Source organism: Sphingobacterium sp. LZ11T8 (assembly GCF_024261425.1).
Lineage (GTDB): Bacteria > Bacteroidota > Bacteroidia > Sphingobacteriales > Sphingobacteriaceae > Sphingobacterium.
The window spans coordinates 235910-260125 of record NZ_JANBZY010000003.1; the positions used below are offsets into that span (position 1 = coordinate 235910).

Genomic DNA, 24216 nt, shown 5'->3' on the forward strand with positions numbered 1-24216 from the left:
CTATTAAATGTATTTCTCTACATCATGACCTGGAACTGCAACCGGATAGAATCCATCTGCATTCGGCAATACCTTTGGTTTTGCATCCCAAGTGAACTGATCAGGCATCAAGCTGATATTGGATTGAATAGCCTCATCCCACTTGATCACTTTTCCAGTATAACAAGCGATCCTTCCGATAATACCGGTCAACGAGCTATACGCTCCGTATTCGGCATCTTCAAATTTATATTCACCTTTAGCAATAGCTTCAAACAATTCTTTGTGCTCTTGCTGGTAAGGATTAGGATTACCTTTTGGATCGTGACGATAGATTTCTTTACCGTCTGGACCATATAAAACAGCCTGGTTTCCAGCAGATAAATACACTCTACCTTTAGTAGCCTGAAAGGTCTCATCTACCCTATTCGAGATTCCTTCAAAGTGACGACATTGGCTATAAACCACTGAACCATCATCATAAGTTAATTCAATAGCGAAGTTGTCATAGATCTCCCCATACTCCTTTCCAGTTCTATGGGCTCTACTTCCGGTTCCTTGGATAGAAACAGGATATTTTTGTTTTACCCAGTTAGCAATATCGATATTATGCACGTGTTGCTCAACAATATGGTCACCACATAACCAGTTAAAATAATACCAGTTACGCATTTGGTACTCCATCTCAGTTTGATTTGGTTTACGAGGTCTTACCCAAACACCACCGCTGTTCCAATATACCTGTCCGGAAACCACATCTCCGATAGCACCATCGTGAATACGCTTAATTGCTTCTCTATAGTTTGTTTGGTAGCGTCTTTGCAAACCTACCACAACGTTTAATTTCTTTTGTTTCGCAATTTTTGCTACTTCCAAGACCTTGCGAACTCCTGGAATATCAGCAGCCACTGCTTTTTCCATGAAAACGTGTTTGCCTTGTTTAACAGCCTCTTCAAAATGAATAGGTCTGAATCCTGGAGGAGTCGTTAATAAAACGACATCAGCATCTTTGATTGCAGCTTTATAGCCATCAAAACCCACATATTTACGGCTATCTGGCACATCTATCTTATCCCCAAACTTCTCCTTAAGTGTATCATAAGTAGAATCCAGGTTATCTTTAAATGCGTCGGCCATTGCCACTAATTTGATATTTTGACCTGAAGCAAAAGCATCAAATGTTGCTCCAGTTCCACGACCACCACATCCAATTAAAGCAATTTTTATAACGTCAGAACCTGCAGCGAATACACTGCTCACTGAACTACCCGTTAAGGCAGCAGCACCCACTAGGGCAGAAGAAGATTTTATGAAATCCCTACGTTTTAAACTTTCCATGAAATTAGATTTAAATTGAGTATTATACGGTTTAAGTTAATTAAAAATCCTTCAAAGGCGCTTTATCATAATACGCCATAATCTCCTCATGACTAGGTTGTTTAACCGGGCGTACTAAACGCATCCCTACGAAAGGAGCTTCCGGAAACCACCAGTTTGATTTTGGAATCTGTGGGTCCAATTGTTTCCAAATCGGGTCTGACGCCCCTCTTGCAGCTGAACGCATATCGGCAGCTCCACTTTCAAATGAACCGCCACGTACCGCATGAGGATATAATTTGGTCGGAACATTCACCGGGTTATCTGACACCTTACCTTCCAAAGTTTTATAAAAATCAGCATCATACTGATCATAGGTCCACTCCGAAACGTTTCCTAAAATATCATATAAACCCCAAGGGTTCGCTTTTTTTGTTCCAACCTTCGCTGTTTTACCAGATGAATTATCCTTGAAAACTGCATAGTCAGCTAGCTGCGCTGCATCATCTGCAAAGAAGTATTCGGTTTCAGAACCTGCTCTTGCAGCATATTCCCATTCCGCTTCAGTTGGTAACCTATAAAAAACACCCGTTCTTACATATAACCATTTACAGAACTGTATAGCATTGTAATGGGTCATTGCCAAGGCCGGTTGACCATCCTTGCCAAAACCAAAGGTCATATCCAGATATGGCTTTGTAGGCCTAGTCACCGCATCAACTGCTGTTGGCACTTTTCCATCCGTAGACTTGGTGATCTCGTAATCCTTGTATAAAAATGGCTCGAAAATATTCCAAGTAACTTCATAGGTACCCATCCAAAATGGATCTAACTTCACTTTATGAACGGGTTTCTCATCCGCATTAGACGACTTCGCACTTCCCATGTTAAATTCTCCTCCAGGAATGGCTTCCATCGTGAATTCTAAACTTGTCCCTTCTATCTTTTGTGTGTAACGCTCGTGTTTTTCTTGCGCATTAGACATTTGTATCCCTGCCAACAAGGCAAAGAATAAAACTCTCCTCATAAATAGTTATAGTATGTAAAAACTTAAAATCAATTCGATTTTCAATGAAATTATTTCAATAAAGATAAGCAATTCTAGAAATATTTCAATAACATTTAGGTTACATTAGGAATGTAATAAGGACTTGATACCAGAAGTAAGTGCTCAAAAGACCCAAGGGAATACTCATCCCAATGACACTGTTTCCCACCTTCGAATTCAACTTAAACTGACTTAATATAATACTGGTAGCCACCAAACTAGGCATCGCCATCTCAAATATAGAAACCTGAACAATCTCCCCTTTTAGCCCCATCATGAAGGCTACAAGGATTACGATTGCAGGTGCAAAAATCAGTTTATAAACCAAAGCATAGGTAATATTGGGAATTTCACTCTTTACAATCCCAAAGTTCAGTTGAAGGCCTATTGAAAACAAGGCGATGGGAGAAACCGTAGATCCTAAAATCCTAAAGAAATCATCTAAACTGCTTAGGTCTATTAACCTTCCCAAGGTTAAAGCCAATAAACATCCTATCAATGGAGGGAATGTAAATACCCTTTTCAAAATATACCTGAAATCAACATTATTCTTCTTCTTTAAACTCCCTTTCATAGCGACTACCACCCCTACGGTAGACAGCAAGAAAAAGGTCATCTGATCACTAACGATTCCTATTGGCAGGGCATCCGTGCCGAAATAAGCTGTAATCAGAGGAAAGCCAACGAAAGAAGTGTTGCTCAATCCAGCGATCAACATCAAGGTATGGGAAGTTCTTTTGGATATACGGGTCACTTTTTCCAGGATATAAAAGAAAATCAAGGACCCTGTCAACACCAAAACTGGTCCCAACATCGTGAACAATAAATTATTGTCCCAGCTCAACTTTGGTAGATAATTAAAGGAAATGGCAGGCAATCCGAAATACAAAACCCATGCATTCAAGGCTTTATATCCATCTTTGGCAACCCAATTAAATCTTCTACTTATTATCCCAGCGGCTAGGCAAAAAATAATGAGGATAAAGTTTGACACGTTAGCTAATTTTTTTTCAGCACGATCATTTGAAACAAAAATGACACTGAACTCGTTTTAAGGCACAAAGTTATTACTATTTTTGTCGACTTATGTATAATCCATAATTATTATTCTGTGATTAAGCACACTATACTTATCTTATTTACGCTTCTACCCTTTTTGGCCAATAGCCAAATAACGCAAATCAAAGAGGAAATCAAAAAGAGTCCATTGATTCTGGAACTAGAAACCGAAAACGGCGGCATTCTCGCTCAAAAAGGTCTTAAATCTTCAACCTATGAAGGTGCTTATTATAATGGATTAAACTTTAAGATCGGTTGGAAACAGCGTGCTAAAAAAGATCAGTATTATCAAATATACAACTACCCTATTTATGGTATCGGACTATATTCTAGCACCTTCAATACCGATATCTTAGGTAGCCCTTTCGCAATTTATGGCTTTGTCCAAACTCCAATCGCTCCAAAAGAGGACAGCCGCTGGAGCTATGATTACCGCATTGGCCTTGGTCTATCCGGAAACTTCAAGCCTTACAACGAAAATGAAAACCCATTGAATCTAGTCATAGGATCAAAAAACAACGTGTTTATTGACCTAGGGATCAGAACCCAATATAAAATCAATCCTCATTGGAAAGCTGGAGTAGGATTGGCATTCCATCATTTCTCTAATGGAGCACTCCGATTGCCTAACAAAGGTGTGAACTTGGTGCCTTTGACTGTTTCGGTAAACTATCAATTTAATCCTGACATCAAGATCAATCGAGATTCTGTACTTAAGCCCTATTCCAAAAAGATCCTTTACCATGTTAATTACGGTGTAGGATTTAAACAATTAAAGAATGAATCTGATGAACGGTTCTTTAAATCTACTTTGAGCCTTTATGCCAGTAGACATGTTTCTTATAAATGGAGGCTGGGTGGAGGATTTGACCTCTTCTATTCCTCATCAGGAAATGACGCCGAAATAGCGGGGGACAAATCTGGAAAGTTAAGTTCTAAATTATCAGGAGGCCCTTCCTTCTATGTGGCCCATATCCTCAATGAAAAACTGGTCCTGAACGGTAATGTGGGCTATTACTTGCACAACCAACGCTTCAACGGCGAAATCAGGCGTGTGTTCTTAAGAGCAGGTGCCCGCTATTACGTCTATAAGAACATCAATGCAGGGGTTTCCATTAAAGCTCATATGGGTAAGGCCGATTTCATCGAATGGACTGTCGGTTACACTTTCAATAGAGATAAAGGAAATTAAACCTAGCTTTTTCGTACCTTTAATGAAGCAATAGGAAACCAAATCCATTTGTCAAATGAATTTTGCAGATAAAGTAATTGACTTCAACCAAAGGCTTCAATATACAGGCAAATTACCCGAGGGATTTTTTGTGATGAACCCTTTTATGGATAATCCTGAGACCCTGGAAGTCATGCGGAAATTCTACAATCAATATTATGCCGACAACAATCCCCGAAAATTCCTGATCGGAATCAATCCCAGTAGACATGGTGCCGGCGTTACAGGTGTCCCCTTCACGGACACAAAAAGACTGGAATCGGCATGCGGTATAAAAATGACTTCTGCACGTACGCATGAAATATCTTCCGTCTTTATGTATGATATGATTGAAGAATTTGGCGGAGCAGCCGAGTTTTACAGAGAATTCTATATTAACTCCCCTTTCCCATTGGCCATAATCCGTGAAGTTAAACCCGGCCAATTCCTCAATGCCAATTACTACGATGACCCCAAACTCTTCCTTGCGGTTAAAGATTTCATGATCGAATCCCTAAAAAGCCATATCGAATTAGGTCTTTACCAAGATGAGGTCTTTATTTTAGGAAAAAAGAATGCCCAATTCATCCATAAACTCAATCAGAAAGCCAATCTATTTGATAAACTGACAGTCCTTGAACACCCTCGCTTTATTCAGCAATATAAATCAAAAGAAAAACCACTCTATATAGATAAATACTTAGTCGCATTCAATCAAAATCATGGAACGGTCTAAGATCATATACAGCATTGGGCATTCGACCCATCCCATCCAAGAGTTTTTGGATATGCTGGACTCCTTTGACATTGAACTCCTGGTCGATATAAGAAAGTTGCCTGGCTCTCGTAAATTCCCGCAATTCAATCAGGATGCACTCAAGATCTCCTTAGAAAAACATGGAATAAAATACATCCATCTGAGCTCCTTGACCGGTCGTAGACCTGCTCACAAGGACAGTCATAATAACGCTTGGAGAAACCCTTCCTTTCGGGGCTATGCCGATTATATGGAAACAGATGAATTTAAACAGGGAATCATTGAATTAGAAGCTATGGCAACTGAACAAAAAACGGTCTATATGTGCTCAGAGGCTGTTTGGTGGAGATGCCATCGATCTTTAGTTTCCGATTATCTGAAGATACGAGGATGGCAAGTCTATCATATTATGGCTATTGGCAAAGCTCAGGAACATCCATATACCTCAGCTGCACGCATTGTAGACGGTAAATTAAATTATTCATCATAAACAAGAACCTATTATCATGGACACAAAATTCAAAATTGGTGACCTGGTCAGCTGGAATTCTGAAGCAGGTCGGGTTTCTGGAACCATCATCAAAATCCATACTAGCGATTTCGATTATAAAGGCTACACCCATCGAGCCAGCCCGCAAGACCCGCAATATGAAATCAAGAGCAGTAAGACCGACCATATCGCTGCCCATAAAGGAAAAGCATTAACGCTCGAAAAATAATTTAATTAATGTAACAATACATGTTACATAAACTCATTTTTTCTACAAATAACTTAAATTTGTCGCATTCTCCCACTTGACTCTCGATTTAGGTTCAATTACGCATATTCCCGGCGTCAAGTTTAAATTCACTTTCTAAAATGAATAGAAAAAAAGTCATTCATCAAAATTATTTCAAGCTCTTTGCCATTTCTTTAATAGTGGGTTTACTGAGTTCTATTCTTGCTGTTTCCCTGCGCTATATTACAGAAAAGACCGAACATCATATGTTCAATTTTGTCTCTGAAACCAATCCTTACCTATTCATCATCCTTCCTTCAATTGGTATCACCATCATCTACTTCCTCAGAAAATATGCCTTTCAGGGAAGGAAAAACAAGGGAATGACTGAAATCTATAAAACTTTGGACCTTAGGAAAGACCACTTACCCCTATTTAAGATTCCATCCCACTTCATCAATGGATTCTTGACCGTAATCTTTGGAGGCTCTACGGGAATTGAAGTTTCTACAGTAGTTTCTACGGCAACCATTGGAAATGAAGTGTACAAGAAAAACTTTTCGGCCAAACTCTATAAAAGGGAACTTATCTGTGCAGCTTCGGCAGCAGGGGTTGCCATATTGTTCTCCAGCCCTTTAGCTGGATTGCTCTTCGGTATTGAAGCCATCAGCAGAAAATTCAAACCGACCATTTTGATCAGCTGCCTGGCCTCCACCTTAGTTGCAGCATTATTTATATATGGTTTAGGAAATGAACGGATCATCCCTACGCAGATCGTGGAATGGAAATGGCAGGCTACGCCATTCTTTTTACTCTTAAGCCTTTTAGGAGCCTTGTTCGCTGTAGGATTCACCTTATTGATGATCAGGATCAAGACTTTCTTCGGAAATATCAATAACAACTTTATACGGGTCAACTTAGGCGCTATTACGGTCGGAATTCTAATTTTCTTCTTTCCAGTTCTATTCGGAGATAGCTACCAGGGTTTAAATGAAGTCCTTCATGCAGAAACAAATTCCATGGGTTATTTGTTCCTGCTTGTATTATTGAAACCATTGGCATCCTCCCTTACCTTAGGTGCTGGAGGCGACGGAGGGGTATTCGCACCAAGCATTATTGTTGGAGCTTTCTTAGGCCTGCTAGTAGCAATTTTCTGCCAAACTTTCCTTCACATGGAGGTAAGTCCAATCAATTTCGCACTTATAGGTGCCGGATCAGCTCTTTCAGCAGCTATTTATGCGCCCTTTACATCCATCTTCTTGATTTGCAATATTGTGCCTAATGGATACAGCTTAATCATTCCATTGATCGTTTGTTGCTTGGTATCAAAATATTTGGCTTACAAACTCCTACCATACAATGTATACACCTACGACATGTACAAAGAAAATTTAAAGAATTCCTTGGCGTAGTTTAGCTATCCATACAATTGACAGTTAAGTGTTGCTGTCATGTTGAGAAGTAAAAATTTGAGCTAAATTTATTGGAAGGTAATGACAGCAAGTTGTCAATGAAAATTAATTAGCTCTTTTATTTTTTAAATATAGAACCCCTTTCGGGTTTCCATTATTTTAGCTGGCATGGCACATTAGCCTGGAAGTTGCGCAAAAACGATGTTCGATTAATCGAACATCGTTTTTGCATTAGCCCTATATTGTTTACCATCCATGCTAAAATAATTCATCCCCTCTAGGGAGGTATGGCGGATAAAAAAAATCTTCTGGATAATAATTATAGGTCTAAATACCTAGAAACACAGTTCTATCAAATTTGTCATTGGCAGGCACGAAACATCTCGGAACATTAGAATCATTATGGTGTTGGCGAACAGGTCATCCCTCTTCGATGGATGATGATAAGCACGTTGTGGGACATTTACGGACTGATTCTTCACTCACCGTTCAGAATTGGATATTCCTGAGAGGGATTCAGAGTGAAACGAAGAATCTATTTTTTATTTTATTTAGAGTTGTTTGTCATTCCGCTATCGTAAGATGAGGAAACTATTTTTTATTGCTTTATTCCCATAAAGGGGAAATACTGAAAAATATTTCACCCCCGCTAGGGATTATCCCTTAATCGCTCTGCCCTTCTACAAAGATCCCACCCCTGCTGGCGAATTTATACATCTCAATACTCATATCTCACATCTCAAATCCAAATAACAGAAAAGGGGCAAATTTCATTTGCCCCTTTTCTGTTATTTAAACAGCTTAAATATCTTACTGCCAAAATTCTTATCGACGGTGATATAGGATGGATAATAAATATTCTGTCCTGCGATACGGATAGAAGGTTTGATCTTAAGGACCATAAAGCCTTCAGATTTCTTGTTCAGGAGTTCATCGAAAAACTTCTCAAAGCCATTTTCTTTGGCTTTATTAAAGATATTGGCTTTGAATGTCATCGGAACAATGGTGCTTTGCCCTTGGGTCAAACTTACATTCTGATCTACCGTACCCTCAAACAGAGGAGAATTCTGGATCTCAATGACATATTTGAAAGAGTTAAAAGCAGCTTTTTGAGCTTCCGGATTGGTAACTTTCAGATTCACCTTACCTTCTAGAGGAAGTTCCTTGCTGAACAGAGCTACCGCCAATCCTGCAATCGAGGACATATTATAGTTCCCATCCGCTCCCTTGAAAGATTCCAAATTCTTGCCATTGAACTTCACCTGATCAACCGACTCGACATCATATTCGCAGTCCGCCAAAGCCTTGATCTGGGCTTTTTTGTTTACTTGGCAACCAGATAACATCAGGATTGCCAGAACGGATACTATTCCTATTAATTTTCTCATATTCTATTACTTTCTTCCAAAATTATAAATCAAACCAAGTGTAAAAACAGCATTTCCAGGTTTTAAATACTGATTGTCCATCAGACCAATATTCCAACCATTGGTATATTGGATTTGAAACCCTTTATTCAATTCCAACCTCGTAAAGAAAACAGGCTCTATATACACATTCTCTTCAAGCTGTGAGGCAACCCCATTAAGCTCAAATCGATCCATCTTGACACGGCTCAAGCGAATTGCTGTTCCATAGTTTAGAGTCCTCTTCTTGCCAAAAAGATTAATCTTGTTTTTTCTTGTTGACGAAAAATTTGCCTGAACGAAGATTTTGTTGAAGTCAAGGTCTCTTGTTTCCACTGGATCGGCCCCTGTGGTGCTCGCCCTTTTATCAACATCGGTTGTCGCTCCTACGCCATAACCTCCATAGAATTCCAGTACACTTCGCTTAGCTTTTCCAACTACCGTATAATAGCCTAATCCACCTTCATACAGATATTGTTTGAAATCATTATTGTCTGAATGGTAATTGATATAGGAGCCATTTCCGATAATGGCAAGGTGGTCGGTAAATGCAACACCTAGGTTGCCGCTTAGGTTCCCCTTAGGGTTAACATGTGCCGCAATATACCCTTCTCCTTTGTTATTAAACATCGGTGTTGCTGGAACATTGGGCAAATAAACTGAACTACAACTGCTCAAACAGGCGACCCCTGCAAGCAAACCCCACAAATGGGATGACTTTACTTTATTCATAAAACTCATTATCCCTGCATCTCCACAAATTATTATGCCAAAGATTCAGAATTTAAAAAAACTTTCATGTTTTCGCCGAAATTCAAACGATCATGAAAGTTTTTATAGCCTTTTGAGAAAAGACTGCACTATATTAATTTTATTTTTTAATTCAGATAAACCTAGATAACTCCATGGATTTCAAGTTGCTCTTGCATTTCTTTCTGCAATAGCACAGCCTCCTCACGAGCTTTCTCAGCAAAGTTTCTACCTTTAGAAGCGTAGATAATTCCACGGGTACTATTGACCAAAAGTCCACAGTCTTTATTCATTCCATACTGGCACACATCAGCCAATGATCCACCTTGCGCTCCAACACCTGGAACCAACAGGAAATGATCGGGAGCATGCTCTCTAATTTTAGTGAATGCTTCCCCACGTGTAGCTCCAACAACATACATCAGATTCTCCGAACTCCCCCAAGTATTTACCTTGTCGATGACTTCTTCAAACAATTGCTTTCCCTCTACATTCTGGAAATTCTGAAAGTCCAAACTACCTTGATTGGAGGTCAATGCCAGTACAATTGCCCACTTACCCTCAAAATCAAGAAATGAAGTAACCGAATCCTCTCCCATATAAGGAGCAATGGTAATGGAATCAAAATTCAACCCCGAAGATTCCGGATTGAAAAAAGCCTGCGCATACATCTTGGAGGTATTGCCAATATCGCCCCTCTTGGCATCTGCAATACTGAAACAATCCTTTGGCAAGATCTCACAGGTCTTACGCAGGGATTCCCAACCTCTCACGCCATAACTCTCATAAAAAGCAATATTCGGTTTATAAGCTACACAAAGATCTGCAGTGGCTTCAACGATAGCTTTATTGAATGAAAAAATTGGATCTTCCTCATCTAAGAGATGTTCTGGAATTTTCGTGATATCGGTATCCAATCCTACACATAAAAAGCTTTTCTTTCTTTTAATATTGTCTATTAGCTCTTTCTTGGTCATTATATATTACTGATTTATTAATGAGATCATGAAATCCTCAAACTCCTTGGTTGAATAGTCTGCCATGCCCTTATGGTCAAAAGCAAGGGCTCCCTGTTTATTCAGCACAACCGTGGAAGGAATAGATCCACTTAACCAAGTTGTTGGTATCTCACTTTCAGGATAAAATATGGGCATATTCAACTTCTCCTTTTCCATAAACGCCTTCGCACCATCTGCATTATGCTCAATCTCTACTAGCATAAACACAACCTTATCATTATCCTTATACTTATCATATAGTTTTTGGATAGATGGCATTTCGGCACGGCAAGGACCACACCAAGTTGCCCAGAAATTGATAAAGACTACTTTCCCCTGGAGTTCATGGGTTTGGATCCTTTTTCCGGTATCATCGGATAGAGTTACTGTTTCCGTCATCACCATTGGGGTTGCGGAAGGCTCTGCAGCCGTTTGTTTTGGGATTGAGGGATTAAAAAGACCTATTTTCATTAATCCTCTTTGAATTGCTGTTCTGGTCGTTGGTGTCAATACCAATATTGCCAAAACAATAATAAGGACCCAGGATAAAATATTTTTTGTGTTGTTTTTCTTTTCGGCCATGATTATGAATCAAATTTCTCCAACTGTTTCAACAAAGTAGCAAAATCTTTCGGATATTCTGCCTCAAATGCATATTCTTTACCATCCAAAGTAAACTTAACCGCCTTGGAATGCAGAGCAAAGCGCTTCATGATCGGCAATTCTTCTTGATCCTTAGAAAGTGTAAATCCTCTTTTCTTGATTTGGGAAAGATATACAGGTTTCCCACGGTACATCGCATCGCCTACGATGGCAGCATGCTGGGTAGCAAGATGGATACGGATTTGGTGCATCCTACCAGTAATCGGCTTACACTCCACTAAAGTAAAATGTTTGAAATATTGGATACTGTTGAAAATTGTCTCTGCAGGTTTCCCATTATAGCGATCAATGGTCACATTCTTATTTCCTTGGTTCAGGATCGGTAAGTCCACCAGAAGATCTTCAAAAACATGGGTCCCTCCAATAATGGCATGATAGGTTTTATCGACCCTACGTTTTTCGAATTCTATTGACATGAGCCTATAGGTTTCTGGATTTTTCGCAATCAGGAGAACACCGGAAGTATCCTTGTCCAATCGGTGACAGACCTGTGCGTCTGGAAAATAGTTTTTCGCCAAGCGAAGGATATTCACCTCATCACCTCCCCTTGCATCCAATGAGGCCACAAAGGGAGGTTTATTGATAACAATGAGGTTGTCATCCTCGTGTATGATCAGTTCGTTGAATTTCGGATATTTAAATAGATTTTTCTCTTGTTGAGCCATAACCGCAAAAATAAGAATTATTGCTAATTTTCTATAATTCAGCGTAGTTTAAGCAATAGGTTAACATTCAGGTTGATACTCCTACAAAAATGCCTACTTTTGCAATAAAAGCAATCTAACATGTCAGTAAATAAAGTAATCAAGCGAATTACAACATCTATTATTCGCGATATGAAAAACAGAGGGGAGAAAATCAGTATGCTTACTTCTTATGATTATTCAACCGCAAGAATCTTAGATGATGCCGGTGTTGATATTCTGTTGGTAGGCGATTCTGCTGCCAATGTTTTCGCAGGTTTTGAAACCACACTGCCTATTACGCTTGACAATATGATCTATCATGCTTCAGCGGTAGCTAGAGCAGCTAAACGCTCCATGGTCATCGCCGATCTTCCTTTCGGTGAATATCAAGGTGCTACTGAAGATGCTTACAAAGCAGCGGTCAGGATGATGAAAGAATCCGGCGTACATGCCATCAAATTAGAAGGTGGAACTGAAATCATTGACAACATCAAGAAAATCGTACAATCTGGAATTCCGGTTTGTGGACACTTAGGCTTGACCCCTCAATCCATCTATAAATTTGGTGATTTTGGTGTTCGTGCTAAAGAAGATGCTGAAGCCGCGAAATTAAAGGAAGATGCCTTAGCCCTTCAAGAAGCAGGATGTTTTGCCGTTGTTCTGGAAAAGATTCCTGCAGCTTTAGCAGGCGAAGTTTCTAAAATGTTGGACATCCCGACCATAGGAATTGGAGCAGGTAATCTTTGCGATGGCCAAGTATTGGTTGTTAATGATATGCTGGGTATTACGCAAGAGTTTAAACCTAAATTCTTGAGACAATACCTAAACTTAAATGAAGAGATCAACAAAGCCGTGAAGCAATACGTGGCTGACGTGAAAGCGCAAGAATACCCTAACGAATCTGAACAATATTAATCATGAACAAAATCCTTCTTATTGTAATCCTTGTCGGTATATTGATTTACTTTCTGTCGCGAAGAGTGATGATGAAGGGCAAATCTACTGCTGTTCAAAAAAGCAATAAGCAAGGCTTTTTTCTTGTGGAAAGTGGCGCGCCCATTATCCAAAGGACCATCAAGAACACCCTGTTCAGTGTAGGTATAGGGGTTGTACTCTTTATTATCACGATCGTATTGGCCATGAAGGTCAAGATTATCCTTTTCATGCTTCCGATCAGTCTCTATCTCATGAGCCAACTATTTCTCTTGAACAATCAATTGAAATATGCCAAGGATCAAAGGATCTGGTTCAATCCAAATACCAATGATGTGATGATTGAATGGCTAAGTGGAAATAAAGTTTCTTTTAATCTGCTGAAGGATGTTCAGCAAGTTCGTGCGGTTAAATCTGTTCAGAAGAACAATCAAATATTATTTGGTTATTATGAACTCAGCGTTCATAATAACCAAGTTTTTGTGCCCTTTATTTTGGAAGATAATCAGATGAATACACGTTTCTTCAAAACCTTGAAAGAAAATTATTCCATCAATCCTAAATCTTCCTTATACCCCATCATTTAAACCTGAGGCAACTTAAAGCCATTATGGTAGCCCGCTGCCAATAATTTATTGGCTTCAGCTTCTTTAAATCGTTGTTTTTCCTTCTCCCAATAGATCTTTTTCCCTGTTCTATAGGCAATGTTTCCCATTTGGGAGAATTTAGCAATATGACTTCCTACCTCTAGGGGAGCATTTAAAATATTTCCATTTTTGGTCCGGATGGCTTCCACAAAATTCTGCATGTGCAAATCCAGTCCATTGTCTACTTTCTTCTGATAGGGAACAGCCTCCATCCTATCCATCTCTGGAATCACTTCCCAGCCATTTCTATCCAATACCAAAGTGCCATTGTTACCTATAAAGGCAATACCGTGTTCACGACTATATGGACCTCCTGAAATACTGGTTGCATGTTCCCATTGGATATTGAATCCATCAAATTCATAGACAGTAGTCAAGGTGTCAGGGGTATCACCTGCATCATCAGGATAAGCAAATTTACCTCCTGCTGCCATGATGGAATTCGGATCTGAAACCTTCATCCCCAATAGCGCATAATCCAATAGATGGACTCCCCAGTCGGTCATCAGACCACCTGCGTAATCCCAGTACCACCTAAAATTATAGTGGAAACGATTCGGATTGAATGGTCTTGTCTTAGCGGGACCTAACCAAGATTTATAATCAACACCTGCTGGAACTGGTCCATCAGGCTCAACTGGAACACGCTTTTTCCAACCTAAGTAAGCCCAAGCTTTTACTAAGCGAACCTTCCCTAATTTCCCTGAGTGCACAAATTCAATGGCATCCTTAAAGTGCTTCTGCGATCGTTGCCACTGTCCTACCTGCACAATGCTGTTATACTTTTCTTTCGCTGCTAGCATGGCATTACACTCCACAATGGAATTCCCAATGGGTTTCTCCACATAAACTGCCTTACCAGCTTTACAGGCATCCACCAACATCAGGCAATGCCAATGGTCAGGCGTACCGATTATGACAGCATCGACCTCAGGATCTTTCAATAAGGCTTTATAATCTTTATATACCTTAGGTTTTTGACCTAAAGCTTCTAATTGTTTCTGCCTTTCCTGAATCACAGCATCATCCACATCACAGATAGCGGTGCAACTTACATTGGATACTTTTAGGATGGAACTTAAATCTGACCAACCCATCCCCTTGATACCAATAGCGCCAACACGCAGGGTAGATTGTTTTTTCGTCCTACCATATAATGATGTTAGGTGCAAGGCAGGAAATAACAAAGCTGACTTGTAAATAAATTCTCTTCTTGAAATGCTCATTCGTTTTAGGTTTCTATGAATTTACGGATCTTCCTGCAAATTCTACATAATTTTATAACTATTAATGGAAATTATGTAACAATTCTAAACCCAATTCTCCTGAAATTTGTATTCATTAATAACGATCAATAGCATGATGAAGAATCACACATATAAAGTAACAGGTATGACCTGCAATGGCTGTAGGACCAACGTCGAGAAAAAGCTGAATGAGATTCCTGGGATCAAAGCTCAAGTAAGTCTTGAAAAAGCGGAGGCCCAGATACAGGCCGACGAACCTATCCATATTACCGATCTTCAAGATAAGCTCAATGAACTGGGCGGACATTATCAGATCCATCAAGAGGAAAATCTGGACAGTCATGCTCCAACCGAAAAGATATTCTCAGTGACTGGAATGACCTGCAATGGCTGCAGGACTAATGTGGAGAAAAAACTGAATGAAATTCCGGAACTTCAAGCTACCGTAAATCTTGAAAAGGGAGAAGCCCAAATCAAAGCAAAATCTGCCATTTCCACCGAAGAACTACAAAATAAATTGGATGAATTAGGTGGACATTACCATATCCAGGAGAAAGGAAGTGCCCCGCACATGCATCATCAACATTCGCATGAGCCTGAGCTATCTGAAAGTGGAGAATATATCTGCCCAATGTTTTGCGAGGGTAAGGACAAGATTTATCATGAACCTGGCAGATGTCCGGTTTGTAATATGCATTTACGCCCTGTGGAAAAAGTGGACTTCAATGCTCCCTCCCATCAACATCAGGCACAACCGACGGTCAATGCCAACAATGCTGGGAAATACTATTGCCCTATGATGTGTGAAGGGGATAAAGTCTACGATAAGTTTGGTTCTTGTCCAGTTTGTGGAATGAATTTGGAAAAAATTCCTGATACCACCCTTAAAGTGGAATACACCTGCCCCATGCACCCAGAAATCGTTCAGGATCACCCTGGAGATTGCCCAATCTGCGGAATGGAGCTTGTCCCTAATCAGGTTACCGAAGAAGATGACCAACACTATCGGGACCTACTAAAGAAATTCTGGATTTCCGTCGCATGTACAGTGCCTGTATTTATCCTGTCCATGGGCGATATGTTGCCCGGTCAACCGATCAGTCAGGTTATCCCGTATAAAGTCAATGCCTGGTTGCAATTGATCTTGACATTACCTGTAGTTTTCTATACCTGTTGGATGTTCTTCCAACGTGCATGGACCTCTTTCAAGACTTGGAACCTGAATATGTTCAGCCTGATTGGCTTAGGAGCAGCAGCAGCTTTTATTTTTAGTTTATTGGCCTTTTTCTTCCCCCAGATCTTCCCTGAAGAACTAAAGGGGCATCATGGAGAGGTCCACCTGTATTTCGAATCCGTTGTGGTCATCCTTACCTTGGTTTTATTAGGTCAGGTAATGGAAGCCAAAGCCCATTCTAAAACTAATTCTGCCATTAAGGAATTGATCAAATTAAGTCCTGCTGAAGCTATCCTGGTTGAAAATGGAAAAGAAAGGAAAATATCGATCCACGATGTTAAAGTAGGGAATATCTTAAGGGTAAGAGCAGGAGATAAAGTCCCAGTAGACGGAATTGTGACTGAAGGTAATACTTCCATCGACGAAGCCATGATTACCGGAGAGCCTATTCCCGTTGAAAAATCAAAAGACGATCAGGTAATCGGTGGAACCATCAACGGAAACCATGAGATTTTGATCAAAGCGGAAAAGGTGGGTTCTGAAACCCTCCTTTCCCAAATCATTCAGCTGGTAAATAATGCCAGTCGAAGTCAACCTCCTATTCAAAAACTGACCGATAAGGTTTCCAAAATATTTGTCCCTGCCGTTATTGCCATTGCAATCTTGACCTTTATCCTTTGGAACATATCATCTGTCCCCAATAGTACGGCCATGGCTTTTTCAAATATGTTGGCTGTATTGATTGTTGCCTGTCCTTGTGCATTAGGTCTTGCAACGCCTATGTCTGTTATGGTGGGAATTGGAAAAGGAGCAAAAAATGGTATCCTGATCAAAAACTCAGAAGCGCTGGAAAAACTTGAAAAAGCCAATGTGCTGGTTGTGGACAAAACAGGTACTATTACAGAAGGTAAACCTTCCGTATCTGAGGTTACTTCAGAAAACGACAAATTCTCAGAAAATGACATCCTTCAGATTGCAGCATCTGTCAATAAAAACAGTACCCATCCGCTGGCACAGGCCATGACGGATAAGGCCAAAGAAAATGGCTTACAGCTATTAGATGTTGCTCAATTTGAAAACATTTCAGGCAAGGGTGTCAAAGGCCATATATTCCATATGACCGCCTTACTTGGAACACCAAGATTAATGGAAGAACAGCATATCGAGGTCAGCAATGAACAACTCCAAAAGATTGAGGAATTACAGAAAAAGGGAAATTCTGTATCCGTACTTGCCATCGATGGAAAAGTTGCTGGCTTGGTTGCCGCATTTGATGCTTTGAAAAAAAGCAGCATAGAGGTAATCAAGAGATTTATGGACGAGGGTGTTGAAGTCTATATGTTTACTGGTGACAACCAAAATACTGCAGATATCGTTGCGAAAGAGGCAGGTATCGACCATGCGAAAGGCAGTTTATTGCCTGAAGACAAACTAAATGGTATCAAAGAACTGCAAAAGGCTGGTAAAAAGGTGATCATGGTCGGTGATGGAATCAACGATGCTCCAGCTTTAACCCAAGCAGATGTGGGTATTGCCATGGGCACCGGAACAGATGTTGCCATCCAAAGTGCAGAAATCACCTTGATAAAAGGAGATCTTATCGGCGTGCACAAAGCCTTCAAGCTAAGTAAATCCATGCTGAGGAACATCAAGCAAAACCTATTGTTCGCATTTTTATACAATGTCATCGGTATTCCCATTGCAGCCGGTATATTATATCCATCTTTTGGGATTCTGATGTCCCCAATGATCGCAGCTGCAGCCATGAGCTTGAGTTCTGTCTCTGTAATTGTCAATTCATTGAGATTAAATGCAGTGAAATTGGATTAAGAGGAAAGGATTTAGGATCTATGAAAATAAATTCCAGAGGACATTGACATTTCATTTTTTTTCATGCTGTGGCACGAAACATCTCGGAATAAAACAGACCAAATCGATAAACTGGTTGAGGATTACATTGCTGTACTTTCCTGAACCTTCTTTCCTTTTTTTTGTCATGTTGAGGCACGAAACATCTCAGAATAATAAGGGGTTGCACTGGCGTACAGTTCCTGCACCTTCGGTGCAGGATGACACACATTAGTAGTAGAGAACCGTACAGATTCCCCACTAATCGTTCAGAATCAAAATGCATTAAAGAGGGATTCAGAGTGAAACGAAGAATCTATTTTTTATTTTATTTTTTTGAGGTGGTTGTCATCGTAAGATGAGAAAACTATTTCAAGTTAAGTATGGATAGTTCCGAGACCCTTCGGCAAGCCCTCAGGGTGACACAGAAAGGTATAGAAAAACATTTCACCCACGCTGTGGGTTCGCCATTACAAACATTCACCTTCCGGAGGAAGCCCTTTAGCCCCCGGCTCATTTCCAATGGCGGAAAAATGGAAAGAATGCCGTTGCCCTGTGCGATGGGATTGGCCTTGGAATGCTTTCAAAAAATTCTCCATCAAAAGGGAGAATTTTGAAGGAAGATATTCCCGACAACAAGGCATTCTTGTCCATGTGCGGATGACCGTGCGAAAAGCCATCTTAAATGAGCCGAAGCCTTTTGGTTACTTTTGGGCTTCAAAAGTAACGAAGAAAATTGGTATCCGTGAGCTCCTTCGTCGGTTTGGTTACTTTTGGGCTTCAAAAGTAACGAAGATAATTGGCATCCGTGAGCTCCTTCGTCGGTTTGGTTACTTTGGGCTTCAAAAGTAACGAAGAGAATTGGTATCCGTGAGCTCCTTCGTCGGTTTGGTTACTTTTGGGCTTCAAAAGTAACGAAGAGAATTGGTATCTGTGAGCTCCTTCGTCGGTTTGGTTACTTTGGGCTTTAAAAGTAACGAAGAAAATGATTTTAATTCATGTTTGTATGGGGCGGGCGTATTCGATACGCCCCTAACGTATTGGGGACTTTCCTGCGACAAATTGACCCAAATCTTGGTCCATTCTCTCATCCTCGTTGGGTGAGCTCTCCCTGAGCGAAGCCGAAGGGGAGTCGAATCCCAATCCTGGTTCAAAACAATCCTTCAATCGACTATTATTTAGCCCTAAAAATTTAATTCAAATCACCTTTCTTCATTTCATTCACTTTCTTCGCCAGCAGCAGGTGCGAGACCAGCCCCAAGACCGCAAAACTTGCCCCTACTGTACATACTCCTGTCCAACCGGCAAATCCCCAAGCCTGTGCTGCCAGCCATGAACCGAAAGAACCTCCGATAAAGTAGGTCACCATATAAACCGTATTCAACCTACTTGTTGCAGGGGTCTTGATAGCGAAATAATCGGATTGGTTCATGATATGCGAAGATTGCAATCCCAGATCGATCATGACAATGCCGATTACTAAGCCCAAATAGGTATTCCCCATAAAATAGGTAAAGAACCAACTGAAAAGGAGGATAAAAAGTGAAACCGTAATAATTTTATGTCTAGACCAAACTCGATTTAATTTACCAACAAAGGCAGCACCTAAGGCTCCTGCTGCGCCAATCAAGCCAAATGTACCCGCCACGGATGGACCGACCTCAAAGGGTGGCTCTTCCAAGTGAAAGGCCAAAGTGGTAAATACTGCACATAAAGAACCGAAACTAACTGCACCTCTAAATGATGCCAATTGTAGGATAGGTTCTGATTTTGCCAGATTCCAAACAGACTTCATTAAGGAAGAATAATTCCCTTTGAAGTTAGGTTTCATTTCCGGCAACATACGGTACACAAAGATCCATGAAATCAACATCAGGACTGCGGCTCCATAATAAATACTTCGCCAGCCCCAAATATCACCTACAATACCGCCGATAAACCTGGAAAGTAAAATTCCCATCAACAAGCCTGACATCACCATGCCGATATTATGGGACCTATTCTCTTCATTAGATAGGTCCGCAACCATAGGTACAAATAACTGTGGTATAACGGAGGTACATCCTATCAAGAAACTCGCCATGGAAATCATCCATAACTCTTTGGACATGGCCATCCAAAGCAAGGCTAAAAAAACAAATACCAGATCAATAAGTATCAACCTCTTTCTGAACAGCTTATCACCTAATGGAATGATCATCAATAATCCAAAGGCATATCCAAGCTGGGTCAAGACGGTAATCTTACTGATTGTGGATTCAGAAACCTCAAATTCTGATGCCATCTCTGCCAATAAAGGCTGATTATAATAATTATTCGCTACAACAACCCCTGATACGATTGTCATGAGCCATAACAGGGATTTTGAAAGTATAGGATTTCCGCTTTTTTCCATAGATTCTCTTAATATCGTAAATCTAAAGAATCTAGCCTTGGTTTGGATTTAAAACTTAAAATTTATAAATCCTATTTGAGTTACCTTCAATTATTAAAGGAACAGCACCATTCCTTCAGCATATCCCACAGAAACATCTTAGCTGTGACGCCTCAAGCGCTCAGCAAAATCCGAAAAAGGGTCGCTTATGCCTAATTCTTGAGGACCTGACAAACAAAATGATTTTTTGACAGTACAGATTTCCCGAAATCCATGACATTTTGGCTATTATTTTAACTATTATCAGTTGAAGAAATTAGCTATGGTTTGAAGATTGTTTGTTAATTGTCATTAAAAAATCCGGTAAATAATTTAAACTACCTGTATTTCAACACCTTATTGATTAGTTAAAAAAAATAGTTGCTTAAACATCTAATACGTCGATCAAGTTGGTACAGATATTGACTATTTGACCATATATGACAATAAAGTCAAACAATTAATATTGAAATCATGAAAAAATTATTACTTACATTATCTGCTGTAGCAGTATTAGGATTAGCAGCAAATGCACAAACTGAAAAAGGTAAATTTATGCTAGGTGGCCAAGTTACCTACCAAGGTCATTCTATTAAAGATTCAGACACAAAATCAAATGAGTTTAGCATTATCCCTAATGTGGGTTACTTTGTAGCCGATAATATCGCTGTAGGTACTGGTATTGGTTACTCTTGGAATGAACGCCAAAATGGTCCTGACACAAAAAATAACTATTCTTCTTTTGTTGTTGCTCCATTTGGAAGAATGTACAGTAACAATGAAGGTCCTGTAAAATTCTTCGGTCAATTGACTGTTCCTATGTCATGGGGTACTGAAAAATTAAATGGTGATAAAACAAGTACTACAGCAAACTATGGTGTGGAATTAGCTCCTGGTGTGGCTTACTTCCCTACTTCAAACTTAGGTATTGAATTTAAAGTAAAAGGTTTGTTCTACAACAATGGTTCTTCAACTGATGAAGCTACTGATGTAAAATCTACAGTGAATTCATACGGATTGAACGTTAATTCATTAGCTCCAACTGTTGGTGTTACTTTTCACTTTTAATCGATAATAATTATTATAGATAAAGGGATTGCCTAAACGGGCAATCCCTTTATTTTTTACCTACTTTTCTCCAAACGTACTAGTTTTCCATCCAGATGGGCAAGGCAAATTGTTTCAATAGATTGGCCAATTTCACTTCTTCTATCTCGGTTTTTTTTACCCAACGGATTTCCCTAAGTTCCGCATGTGGTTCTATCTTTTCAAATTGATCCACAAATTCACATTGAAAAACATAGCCCCGGACCGTTTTTCCCTTTTCATTGACAGCTTGGGCCTCATGTACGCCTAAGAGCTTACAATGCTGTTCTTCCAAATTAATATGCAATTCTTCGTTCAGTTCCCGGATCAAACTATCCACGGGTCGCTCTTCCGCGTCTATCTTGCCTCCCGGAAGCTGATAATAGCTGGAGCCATTTTTTTGGACGGTCAATAACTCGTCCTGTTTGTTAATGATAACTCCAACGGCAATGGTGATGTAGTTATTTAGCTTCATTTGATGAATTTGAGAATTAATTTCCTAATTTCCGAAATAATGGAATGATTTTTAGTATTCAATAGGTTGATATTGAAGTTAATCCTATTTTTGCATCAAAAATAGATTACAATCCACTAAAAAACACCAAACTAGCGAATGAAACATTACTTTTTCTGGTCCTTACTCTTTGCTTTATTAATCGTCGCATCCTGTAAGAACTCGTCAAAAACCACTAGTGCTGCTGAGAAAAGAAAGCAAGATTCCATAGAGCGCGTTAAAAAAGCTCAAGAAGAAGCGGAAAGAGCAGAAAGGGAAAGACCTCGCACTGCAGCTGACATCAAACTGGAAAAAGATCTACAATACGATAAACACTCTTTAGAGGAAACCTATCCTTACAAGGATACCACCCGCCAATTCCAAATCGAAAAGATCAAGGAAAAATTGGCATTCATTGAAAATTTCCAAAGGGCTCCCCATCAATATGGCGTCCTTCAAAACTATAAAAACCGTAATGGCGAAGCTGCCGTTGTGGAAAACTTTGTCCGTAATGCCTATAAACGGGTTTCCGACACCTTAGGCACCGAAAAATATCAGTCTGCACCGCTATACCAAGCCGAAGACAGTAAAAAACCTTCCATTTACGGCCGTGATGGATCCTTGGTAAGCTTGGAAAGCGCCGACACCCTAAAGATGGTCAAGGTCAATGGTATCTCCTTTGAAGGAACCTGGTTTGTGCCGAAAAGATATGTTAAATCTATCGGTGATTCCCTGAAAATTACCCATGTCAACATTGTAGATGTTACAAACCAAAATATTATGACCGTGGAAAGAACGGGCGAAAATGAATGGAAAATCCGCAGTATGAACCCTGCTACATCGGGTCAGCACAACCCGCCTCACCAGATGGAAACACCGGTTGGAATCTTTATGGTCCAAGAACAAAAACCAAAAATGTTCTATTACGGCGATGGGACGACGACCATTGAAGGATTTGCCCCATATGCGTCCCGATTCACCAATGGAGGCTATATTCACGGTGTTCCGGTGAATAATCCAAAAGGTAAGATCGTGGAGTATTCATGGTCATTGGGTACGACACCAAGGTCACATATGTGTGTCAGAAATGCGTCATCTCATGCCAAGTTTGTTTACGACACGTCAAAACCCTTTAAATCCCTGGTGGTTGTAATAGACTAGAACCGTATTTAACACTTTGATTGTCATATTTTTCCTAGCTTTGTAAAAAGAGACTAGGAAAATGTGCTTATGAATAAACTATTGCTTATTTCATTATGGGCTATTGCGACCTCCACAATGTCTGGAGACCTAAACATCAATCCGCAAGTAAATGCTCCTAAAGAAATCACACAGACAAAAGTAGAAGTAGTAAAAGATCCAGTTAAAGAATTATATGATGAAATGAAACTGCAAGGGATCATTAAATGGGACGCCTTCGAGCAAGCTATGCAAGGTTACCAGCAATTGAACCCGAAGAACAGGAACATCATGACCATCATTGATTTCACCTTGCCTTCAACCGACAAAAGAATGTATGTCCTGGACATGAAAGCCAAAAAGCTTTTATACCACAACATAGTTTCCCATGGAAGAAACAGCGGTGAAAAATTTGCAAAATCTTTTTCTAACAAACACGGATCTTTCCAAAGTTCACTTGGATTCTACTATGCTGAAGAAACCTATTACGGCGGAAATGGATTCTCATTGCGCCTGGATGGACTTGAAAAAGGAATCAATGATCAAGCAAGACCTAGGGCCATCGTGGTTCATGGAGCTGATTATTGCAGTACAGATATCATTAAATCTACCGGTAGATTAGGAAGAAGCTACGGCTGCCCTGCCCTACCTCGCGAATTGACCAAACCGATCATCAATACGATCAAAGGTGGAAGTCTGATGTATATCTATGCCGGAAACAAAGAATATCTGGCCTCTACAAAATTTGTAAAGAAACATCCTTTGGAACCAACCTCTACCCTGATTGCCACTCAGCATGATGAGGAAACAGGTAAATCCAAAACTGTTCTGAATTAAGTATTTAGTACTAAATATTTAGTATTTAGACGGAGGTTCCGATAAAAGATAAAGATCATGGATCCGGTTATTGAAACTGGGGTTCATGATCTTTTTTTTGATTACATATTTAGAAATATGGAATAACGGCAAAATTTGCTAGCTTCGAATTGAAACTATACGTTCTTTTTTGGCAAACAAAACATTCCCCCACCAACAAGGAATTTCAATAATATCTTGAATTCAAAATCAACCTATCAAAAGGCCAATTTTTTGGACAGGATTTTAGCTAAAAGACCTACCTTATTCGAGACATATTCGAGAATCATTCGGGAATTTACTGGATTGAATTGGGAATTGATCCCTAACATATTTT

23 protein-coding genes are annotated in these 24216 nt (G+C 39.8%); 12 read left to right on the forward strand and 11 right to left on the reverse strand.

Annotated elements, in window-relative coordinates:
- Nucleotides 1–3: 3 nt before the first annotated feature.
- The 3 genes from NLF99_RS09210 to NLF99_RS19790 all read right to left on the reverse strand — a co-directional run bounded on the left by NLF99_RS09210 (nt 4) and on the right by NLF99_RS19790 (nt 3338).
- Complete coding sequence (locus tag NLF99_RS09210) at nt 4–1317, reverse strand: Gfo/Idh/MocA family protein (protein ID WP_185213667.1); 1314 nt, start codon at nt 1315–1317, stop codon at nt 4–6.
- A gap of 40 nt (nt 1318–1357) precedes the next feature.
- The gene (locus tag NLF99_RS09215) at nt 1358–2323 is read right to left on the reverse strand and encodes an SUMF1/EgtB/PvdO family nonheme iron enzyme (protein WP_254527867.1); all 966 of its coding nucleotides are present in this window, start codon (nt 2321–2323) and stop codon (nt 1358–1360) included.
- Nucleotides 2324–2423: 100 nt separating this feature from the next.
- On the reverse strand, nt 2424–3338 hold the full coding sequence (locus NLF99_RS19790; RefSeq protein WP_254527868.1) for an AEC family transporter: 915 nt from the start codon (nt 3336–3338) through the stop codon (nt 2424–2426).
- Nucleotides 3339–3455: 117 nt separating this feature from the next.
- Between NLF99_RS19790 and NLF99_RS09225 the strand changes: the two genes are divergently transcribed.
- The 5 genes from NLF99_RS09225 (at nt 3456) to NLF99_RS09245 (ending at nt 7501) form a co-directional block, all read left to right on the forward strand.
- Nucleotides 3456–4595, forward strand: coding sequence for an acyloxyacyl hydrolase (locus NLF99_RS09225; protein WP_254527870.1), 1140 nt, complete (start codon nt 3456–3458; stop codon nt 4593–4595).
- Nucleotides 4596–4650: 55 nt separating this feature from the next.
- Nucleotides 4651–5349, forward strand: coding sequence for an SMUG2 DNA glycosylase family protein (locus NLF99_RS09230; RefSeq protein WP_254527872.1), 699 nt, complete (start codon nt 4651–4653; stop codon nt 5347–5349).
- Nucleotides 5336–5860, forward strand: coding sequence for a DUF488 family protein (locus NLF99_RS09235; RefSeq protein WP_254527874.1), 525 nt, complete (start codon nt 5336–5338; stop codon nt 5858–5860). The genes NLF99_RS09230 and NLF99_RS09235 overlap by 14 nt, the downstream gene beginning before the upstream one ends.
- A 16-nt stretch (nt 5861–5876) precedes the next feature.
- Nucleotides 5877–6089, forward strand: coding sequence for a DUF2945 domain-containing protein (locus NLF99_RS09240; protein ID WP_093097998.1), 213 nt, complete (start codon nt 5877–5879; stop codon nt 6087–6089).
- A 140-nt stretch (nt 6090–6229) separates the two neighbouring features.
- The gene (locus NLF99_RS09245) at nt 6230–7501 is read left to right on the forward strand and encodes a chloride channel protein (protein ID WP_254527876.1); all 1272 of its coding nucleotides are present in this window, start codon (nt 6230–6232) and stop codon (nt 7499–7501) included.
- A 788-nt stretch (nt 7502–8289) separates the two neighbouring features.
- Here the strand turns inward: NLF99_RS09245 and NLF99_RS09250 are convergent.
- The 5 genes from NLF99_RS09250 to NLF99_RS09270 all read right to left on the reverse strand — a co-directional run bounded on the left by NLF99_RS09250 (nt 8290) and on the right by NLF99_RS09270 (nt 11983).
- Nucleotides 8290–8889, reverse strand: a complete 600-nt coding sequence (locus NLF99_RS09250; RefSeq protein ID WP_254527878.1) for a hypothetical protein — start codon at nt 8887–8889, stop codon at nt 8290–8292.
- A 6-nt stretch (nt 8890–8895) separates the two neighbouring features.
- Nucleotides 8896–9639, reverse strand: coding sequence for a hypothetical protein (locus NLF99_RS09255; RefSeq protein ID WP_185218413.1), 744 nt, complete (start codon nt 9637–9639; stop codon nt 8896–8898).
- A gap of 161 nt (nt 9640–9800) precedes the next feature.
- Nucleotides 9801–10634: an orotidine-5'-phosphate decarboxylase gene (gene pyrF / locus NLF99_RS09260; protein WP_254527880.1), complete on the reverse strand. Its 834-nt coding sequence runs from the start codon at nt 10632–10634 to the stop codon at nt 9801–9803.
- A gap of 6 nt (nt 10635–10640) precedes the next feature.
- Nucleotides 10641–11237, reverse strand: a complete 597-nt coding sequence (locus NLF99_RS09265) for a TlpA disulfide reductase family protein (RefSeq protein ID WP_254527881.1) — start codon at nt 11235–11237, stop codon at nt 10641–10643.
- Nucleotides 11238–11239: 2 nt separating this feature from the next.
- Entirely contained in the window at nt 11240–11983 is a 744-nt protein-coding gene (locus NLF99_RS09270; protein ID WP_185218416.1) for an RluA family pseudouridine synthase, read from the reverse strand.
- A 120-nt stretch (nt 11984–12103) separates the two neighbouring features.
- On the opposite strand from NLF99_RS09270, the gene panB reads away from it, so the two are divergent.
- Both panB and NLF99_RS09280 read left to right on the forward strand, forming a co-directional pair.
- Nucleotides 12104–12919, forward strand: a complete 816-nt coding sequence (gene panB, locus NLF99_RS09275) for a 3-methyl-2-oxobutanoate hydroxymethyltransferase (RefSeq protein ID WP_185213655.1) — start codon at nt 12104–12106, stop codon at nt 12917–12919.
- Between the two features lie 2 nt (nt 12920–12921).
- Nucleotides 12922–13524, forward strand: coding sequence for a hypothetical protein (locus NLF99_RS09280; RefSeq protein ID WP_254527882.1), 603 nt, complete (start codon nt 12922–12924; stop codon nt 13522–13524).
- On the opposite strand, the gene NLF99_RS09285 is transcribed toward NLF99_RS09280, so the two are convergent.
- Nucleotides 13521–14810: a Gfo/Idh/MocA family protein gene (locus tag NLF99_RS09285; protein WP_254527883.1), complete on the reverse strand. Its 1290-nt coding sequence runs from the start codon at nt 14808–14810 to the stop codon at nt 13521–13523. The two genes, NLF99_RS09280 and NLF99_RS09285, sit on opposite strands and share 4 nt — an antisense overlap.
- A gap of 133 nt (nt 14811–14943) precedes the next feature.
- On the opposite strand from NLF99_RS09285, the gene NLF99_RS09290 reads away from it, so the two are divergent.
- Both NLF99_RS09290 and NLF99_RS09295 read left to right on the forward strand, forming a co-directional pair.
- A complete protein-coding gene (locus NLF99_RS09290; protein ID WP_254527884.1) occupies nt 14944–17835 on the forward strand; it encodes a heavy metal translocating P-type ATPase in 2892 nt (963 codons plus the stop codon).
- Nucleotides 17836–18375: 540 nt separating this feature from the next.
- A complete protein-coding gene (locus NLF99_RS09295; protein ID WP_254527885.1) occupies nt 18376–18705 on the forward strand; it encodes a hypothetical protein in 330 nt (109 codons plus the stop codon).
- Between the two features lie 340 nt (nt 18706–19045).
- On the opposite strand, the gene NLF99_RS09300 is transcribed toward NLF99_RS09295, so the two are convergent.
- Nucleotides 19046–20200 carry an MFS transporter gene (locus tag NLF99_RS09300; RefSeq protein WP_254527887.1) on the reverse strand — a complete coding sequence of 385 codons (1155 nt, stop codon included), beginning with the start codon at nt 20198–20200 and terminating at the stop codon, nt 19046–19048.
- A gap of 540 nt (nt 20201–20740) precedes the next feature.
- On the opposite strand from NLF99_RS09300, the gene NLF99_RS09305 reads away from it, so the two are divergent.
- The gene (locus NLF99_RS09305) at nt 20741–21334 is read left to right on the forward strand and encodes an outer membrane beta-barrel protein (protein ID WP_254527889.1); all 594 of its coding nucleotides are present in this window, start codon (nt 20741–20743) and stop codon (nt 21332–21334) included.
- A gap of 79 nt (nt 21335–21413) precedes the next feature.
- On the opposite strand, the gene NLF99_RS09310 is transcribed toward NLF99_RS09305, so the two are convergent.
- Nucleotides 21414–21827 carry an NUDIX domain-containing protein gene (locus NLF99_RS09310; RefSeq protein WP_254527892.1) on the reverse strand — a complete coding sequence of 138 codons (414 nt, stop codon included), beginning with the start codon at nt 21825–21827 and terminating at the stop codon, nt 21414–21416.
- Between the two features lie 138 nt (nt 21828–21965).
- Between NLF99_RS09310 and NLF99_RS09315 the strand changes: the two genes are divergently transcribed.
- The gene (locus NLF99_RS09315; RefSeq protein WP_254527894.1) at nt 21966–23006 is read left to right on the forward strand and encodes a L,D-transpeptidase; all 1041 of its coding nucleotides are present in this window, start codon (nt 21966–21968) and stop codon (nt 23004–23006) included.
- Nucleotides 23007–23075: 69 nt separating this feature from the next.
- Nucleotides 23076–23861, forward strand: coding sequence for a murein L,D-transpeptidase catalytic domain family protein (locus tag NLF99_RS09320; protein WP_237219580.1), 786 nt, complete (start codon nt 23076–23078; stop codon nt 23859–23861).
- The last annotated feature ends 355 nt before the right edge of the window (nt 23862–24216 follow it).

What these genes read in the sequence shown, in the direction of transcription:
- NLF99_RS09210 (WP_185213667.1), bottom strand. Translation starts at nt 1,317, where the DNA reads ATGGAAAGTTTAAAACGTAGGGATTTCATAAAATCTTCTTCTGCCCTA.
- NLF99_RS09215 (WP_254527867.1), bottom strand. Translation starts at nt 2,323, where the DNA reads ATGAGGAGAGTTTTATTCTTTGCCTTGTTGGCAGGGATACAAATGTCT.
- NLF99_RS09230 (WP_254527872.1), top strand. Translation starts at nt 4,651, where the DNA reads ATGAATTTTGCAGATAAAGTAATTGACTTCAACCAAAGGCTTCAATAT.
- NLF99_RS09235 (WP_254527874.1), top strand. Translation starts at nt 5,336, where the DNA reads ATGGAACGGTCTAAGATCATATACAGCATTGGGCATTCGACCCATCCC.
- NLF99_RS09240 (WP_093097998.1), top strand. Translation starts at nt 5,877, where the DNA reads ATGGACACAAAATTCAAAATTGGTGACCTGGTCAGCTGGAATTCTGAA.
- NLF99_RS09245 (WP_254527876.1), top strand. Translation starts at nt 6,230, where the DNA reads ATGAATAGAAAAAAAGTCATTCATCAAAATTATTTCAAGCTCTTTGCC.
- NLF99_RS09250 (WP_254527878.1), bottom strand. Translation starts at nt 8,889, where the DNA reads ATGAGAAAATTAATAGGAATAGTATCCGTTCTGGCAATCCTGATGTTA.
- NLF99_RS09255 (WP_185218413.1), bottom strand. Translation starts at nt 9,639, where the DNA reads ATGAATAAAGTAAAGTCATCCCATTTGTGGGGTTTGCTTGCAGGGGTC.
- pyrF (WP_254527880.1), bottom strand. Translation starts at nt 10,634, where the DNA reads ATGACCAAGAAAGAGCTAATAGACAATATTAAAAGAAAGAAAAGCTTT.
- NLF99_RS09265 (WP_254527881.1), bottom strand. Translation starts at nt 11,237, where the DNA reads ATGGCCGAAAAGAAAAACAACACAAAAAATATTTTATCCTGGGTCCTT.
- NLF99_RS09270 (WP_185218416.1), bottom strand. Translation starts at nt 11,983, where the DNA reads ATGGCTCAACAAGAGAAAAATCTATTTAAATATCCGAAATTCAACGAA.
- panB (WP_185213655.1), top strand. Translation starts at nt 12,104, where the DNA reads ATGTCAGTAAATAAAGTAATCAAGCGAATTACAACATCTATTATTCGC.
- NLF99_RS09280 (WP_254527882.1), top strand. Translation starts at nt 12,922, where the DNA reads ATGAACAAAATCCTTCTTATTGTAATCCTTGTCGGTATATTGATTTAC.
- NLF99_RS09285 (WP_254527883.1), bottom strand. Translation starts at nt 14,810, where the DNA reads ATGAGCATTTCAAGAAGAGAATTTATTTACAAGTCAGCTTTGTTATTT.
- NLF99_RS09290 (WP_254527884.1), top strand. Translation starts at nt 14,944, where the DNA reads ATGATGAAGAATCACACATATAAAGTAACAGGTATGACCTGCAATGGC.
- NLF99_RS09295 (WP_254527885.1), top strand. Translation starts at nt 18,376, where the DNA reads ATGGCGGAAAAATGGAAAGAATGCCGTTGCCCTGTGCGATGGGATTGG.
- NLF99_RS09300 (WP_254527887.1), bottom strand. Translation starts at nt 20,200, where the DNA reads ATGACAATCGTATCAGGGGTTGTTGTAGCGAATAATTATTATAATCAG.
- NLF99_RS09305 (WP_254527889.1), top strand. Translation starts at nt 20,741, where the DNA reads ATGAAAAAATTATTACTTACATTATCTGCTGTAGCAGTATTAGGATTA.
- NLF99_RS09310 (WP_254527892.1), bottom strand. Translation starts at nt 21,827, where the DNA reads ATGAAGCTAAATAACTACATCACCATTGCCGTTGGAGTTATCATTAAC.
- NLF99_RS09315 (WP_254527894.1), top strand. Translation starts at nt 21,966, where the DNA reads ATGAAACATTACTTTTTCTGGTCCTTACTCTTTGCTTTATTAATCGTC.
- NLF99_RS09320 (WP_237219580.1), top strand. Translation starts at nt 23,076, where the DNA reads ATGAATAAACTATTGCTTATTTCATTATGGGCTATTGCGACCTCCACA.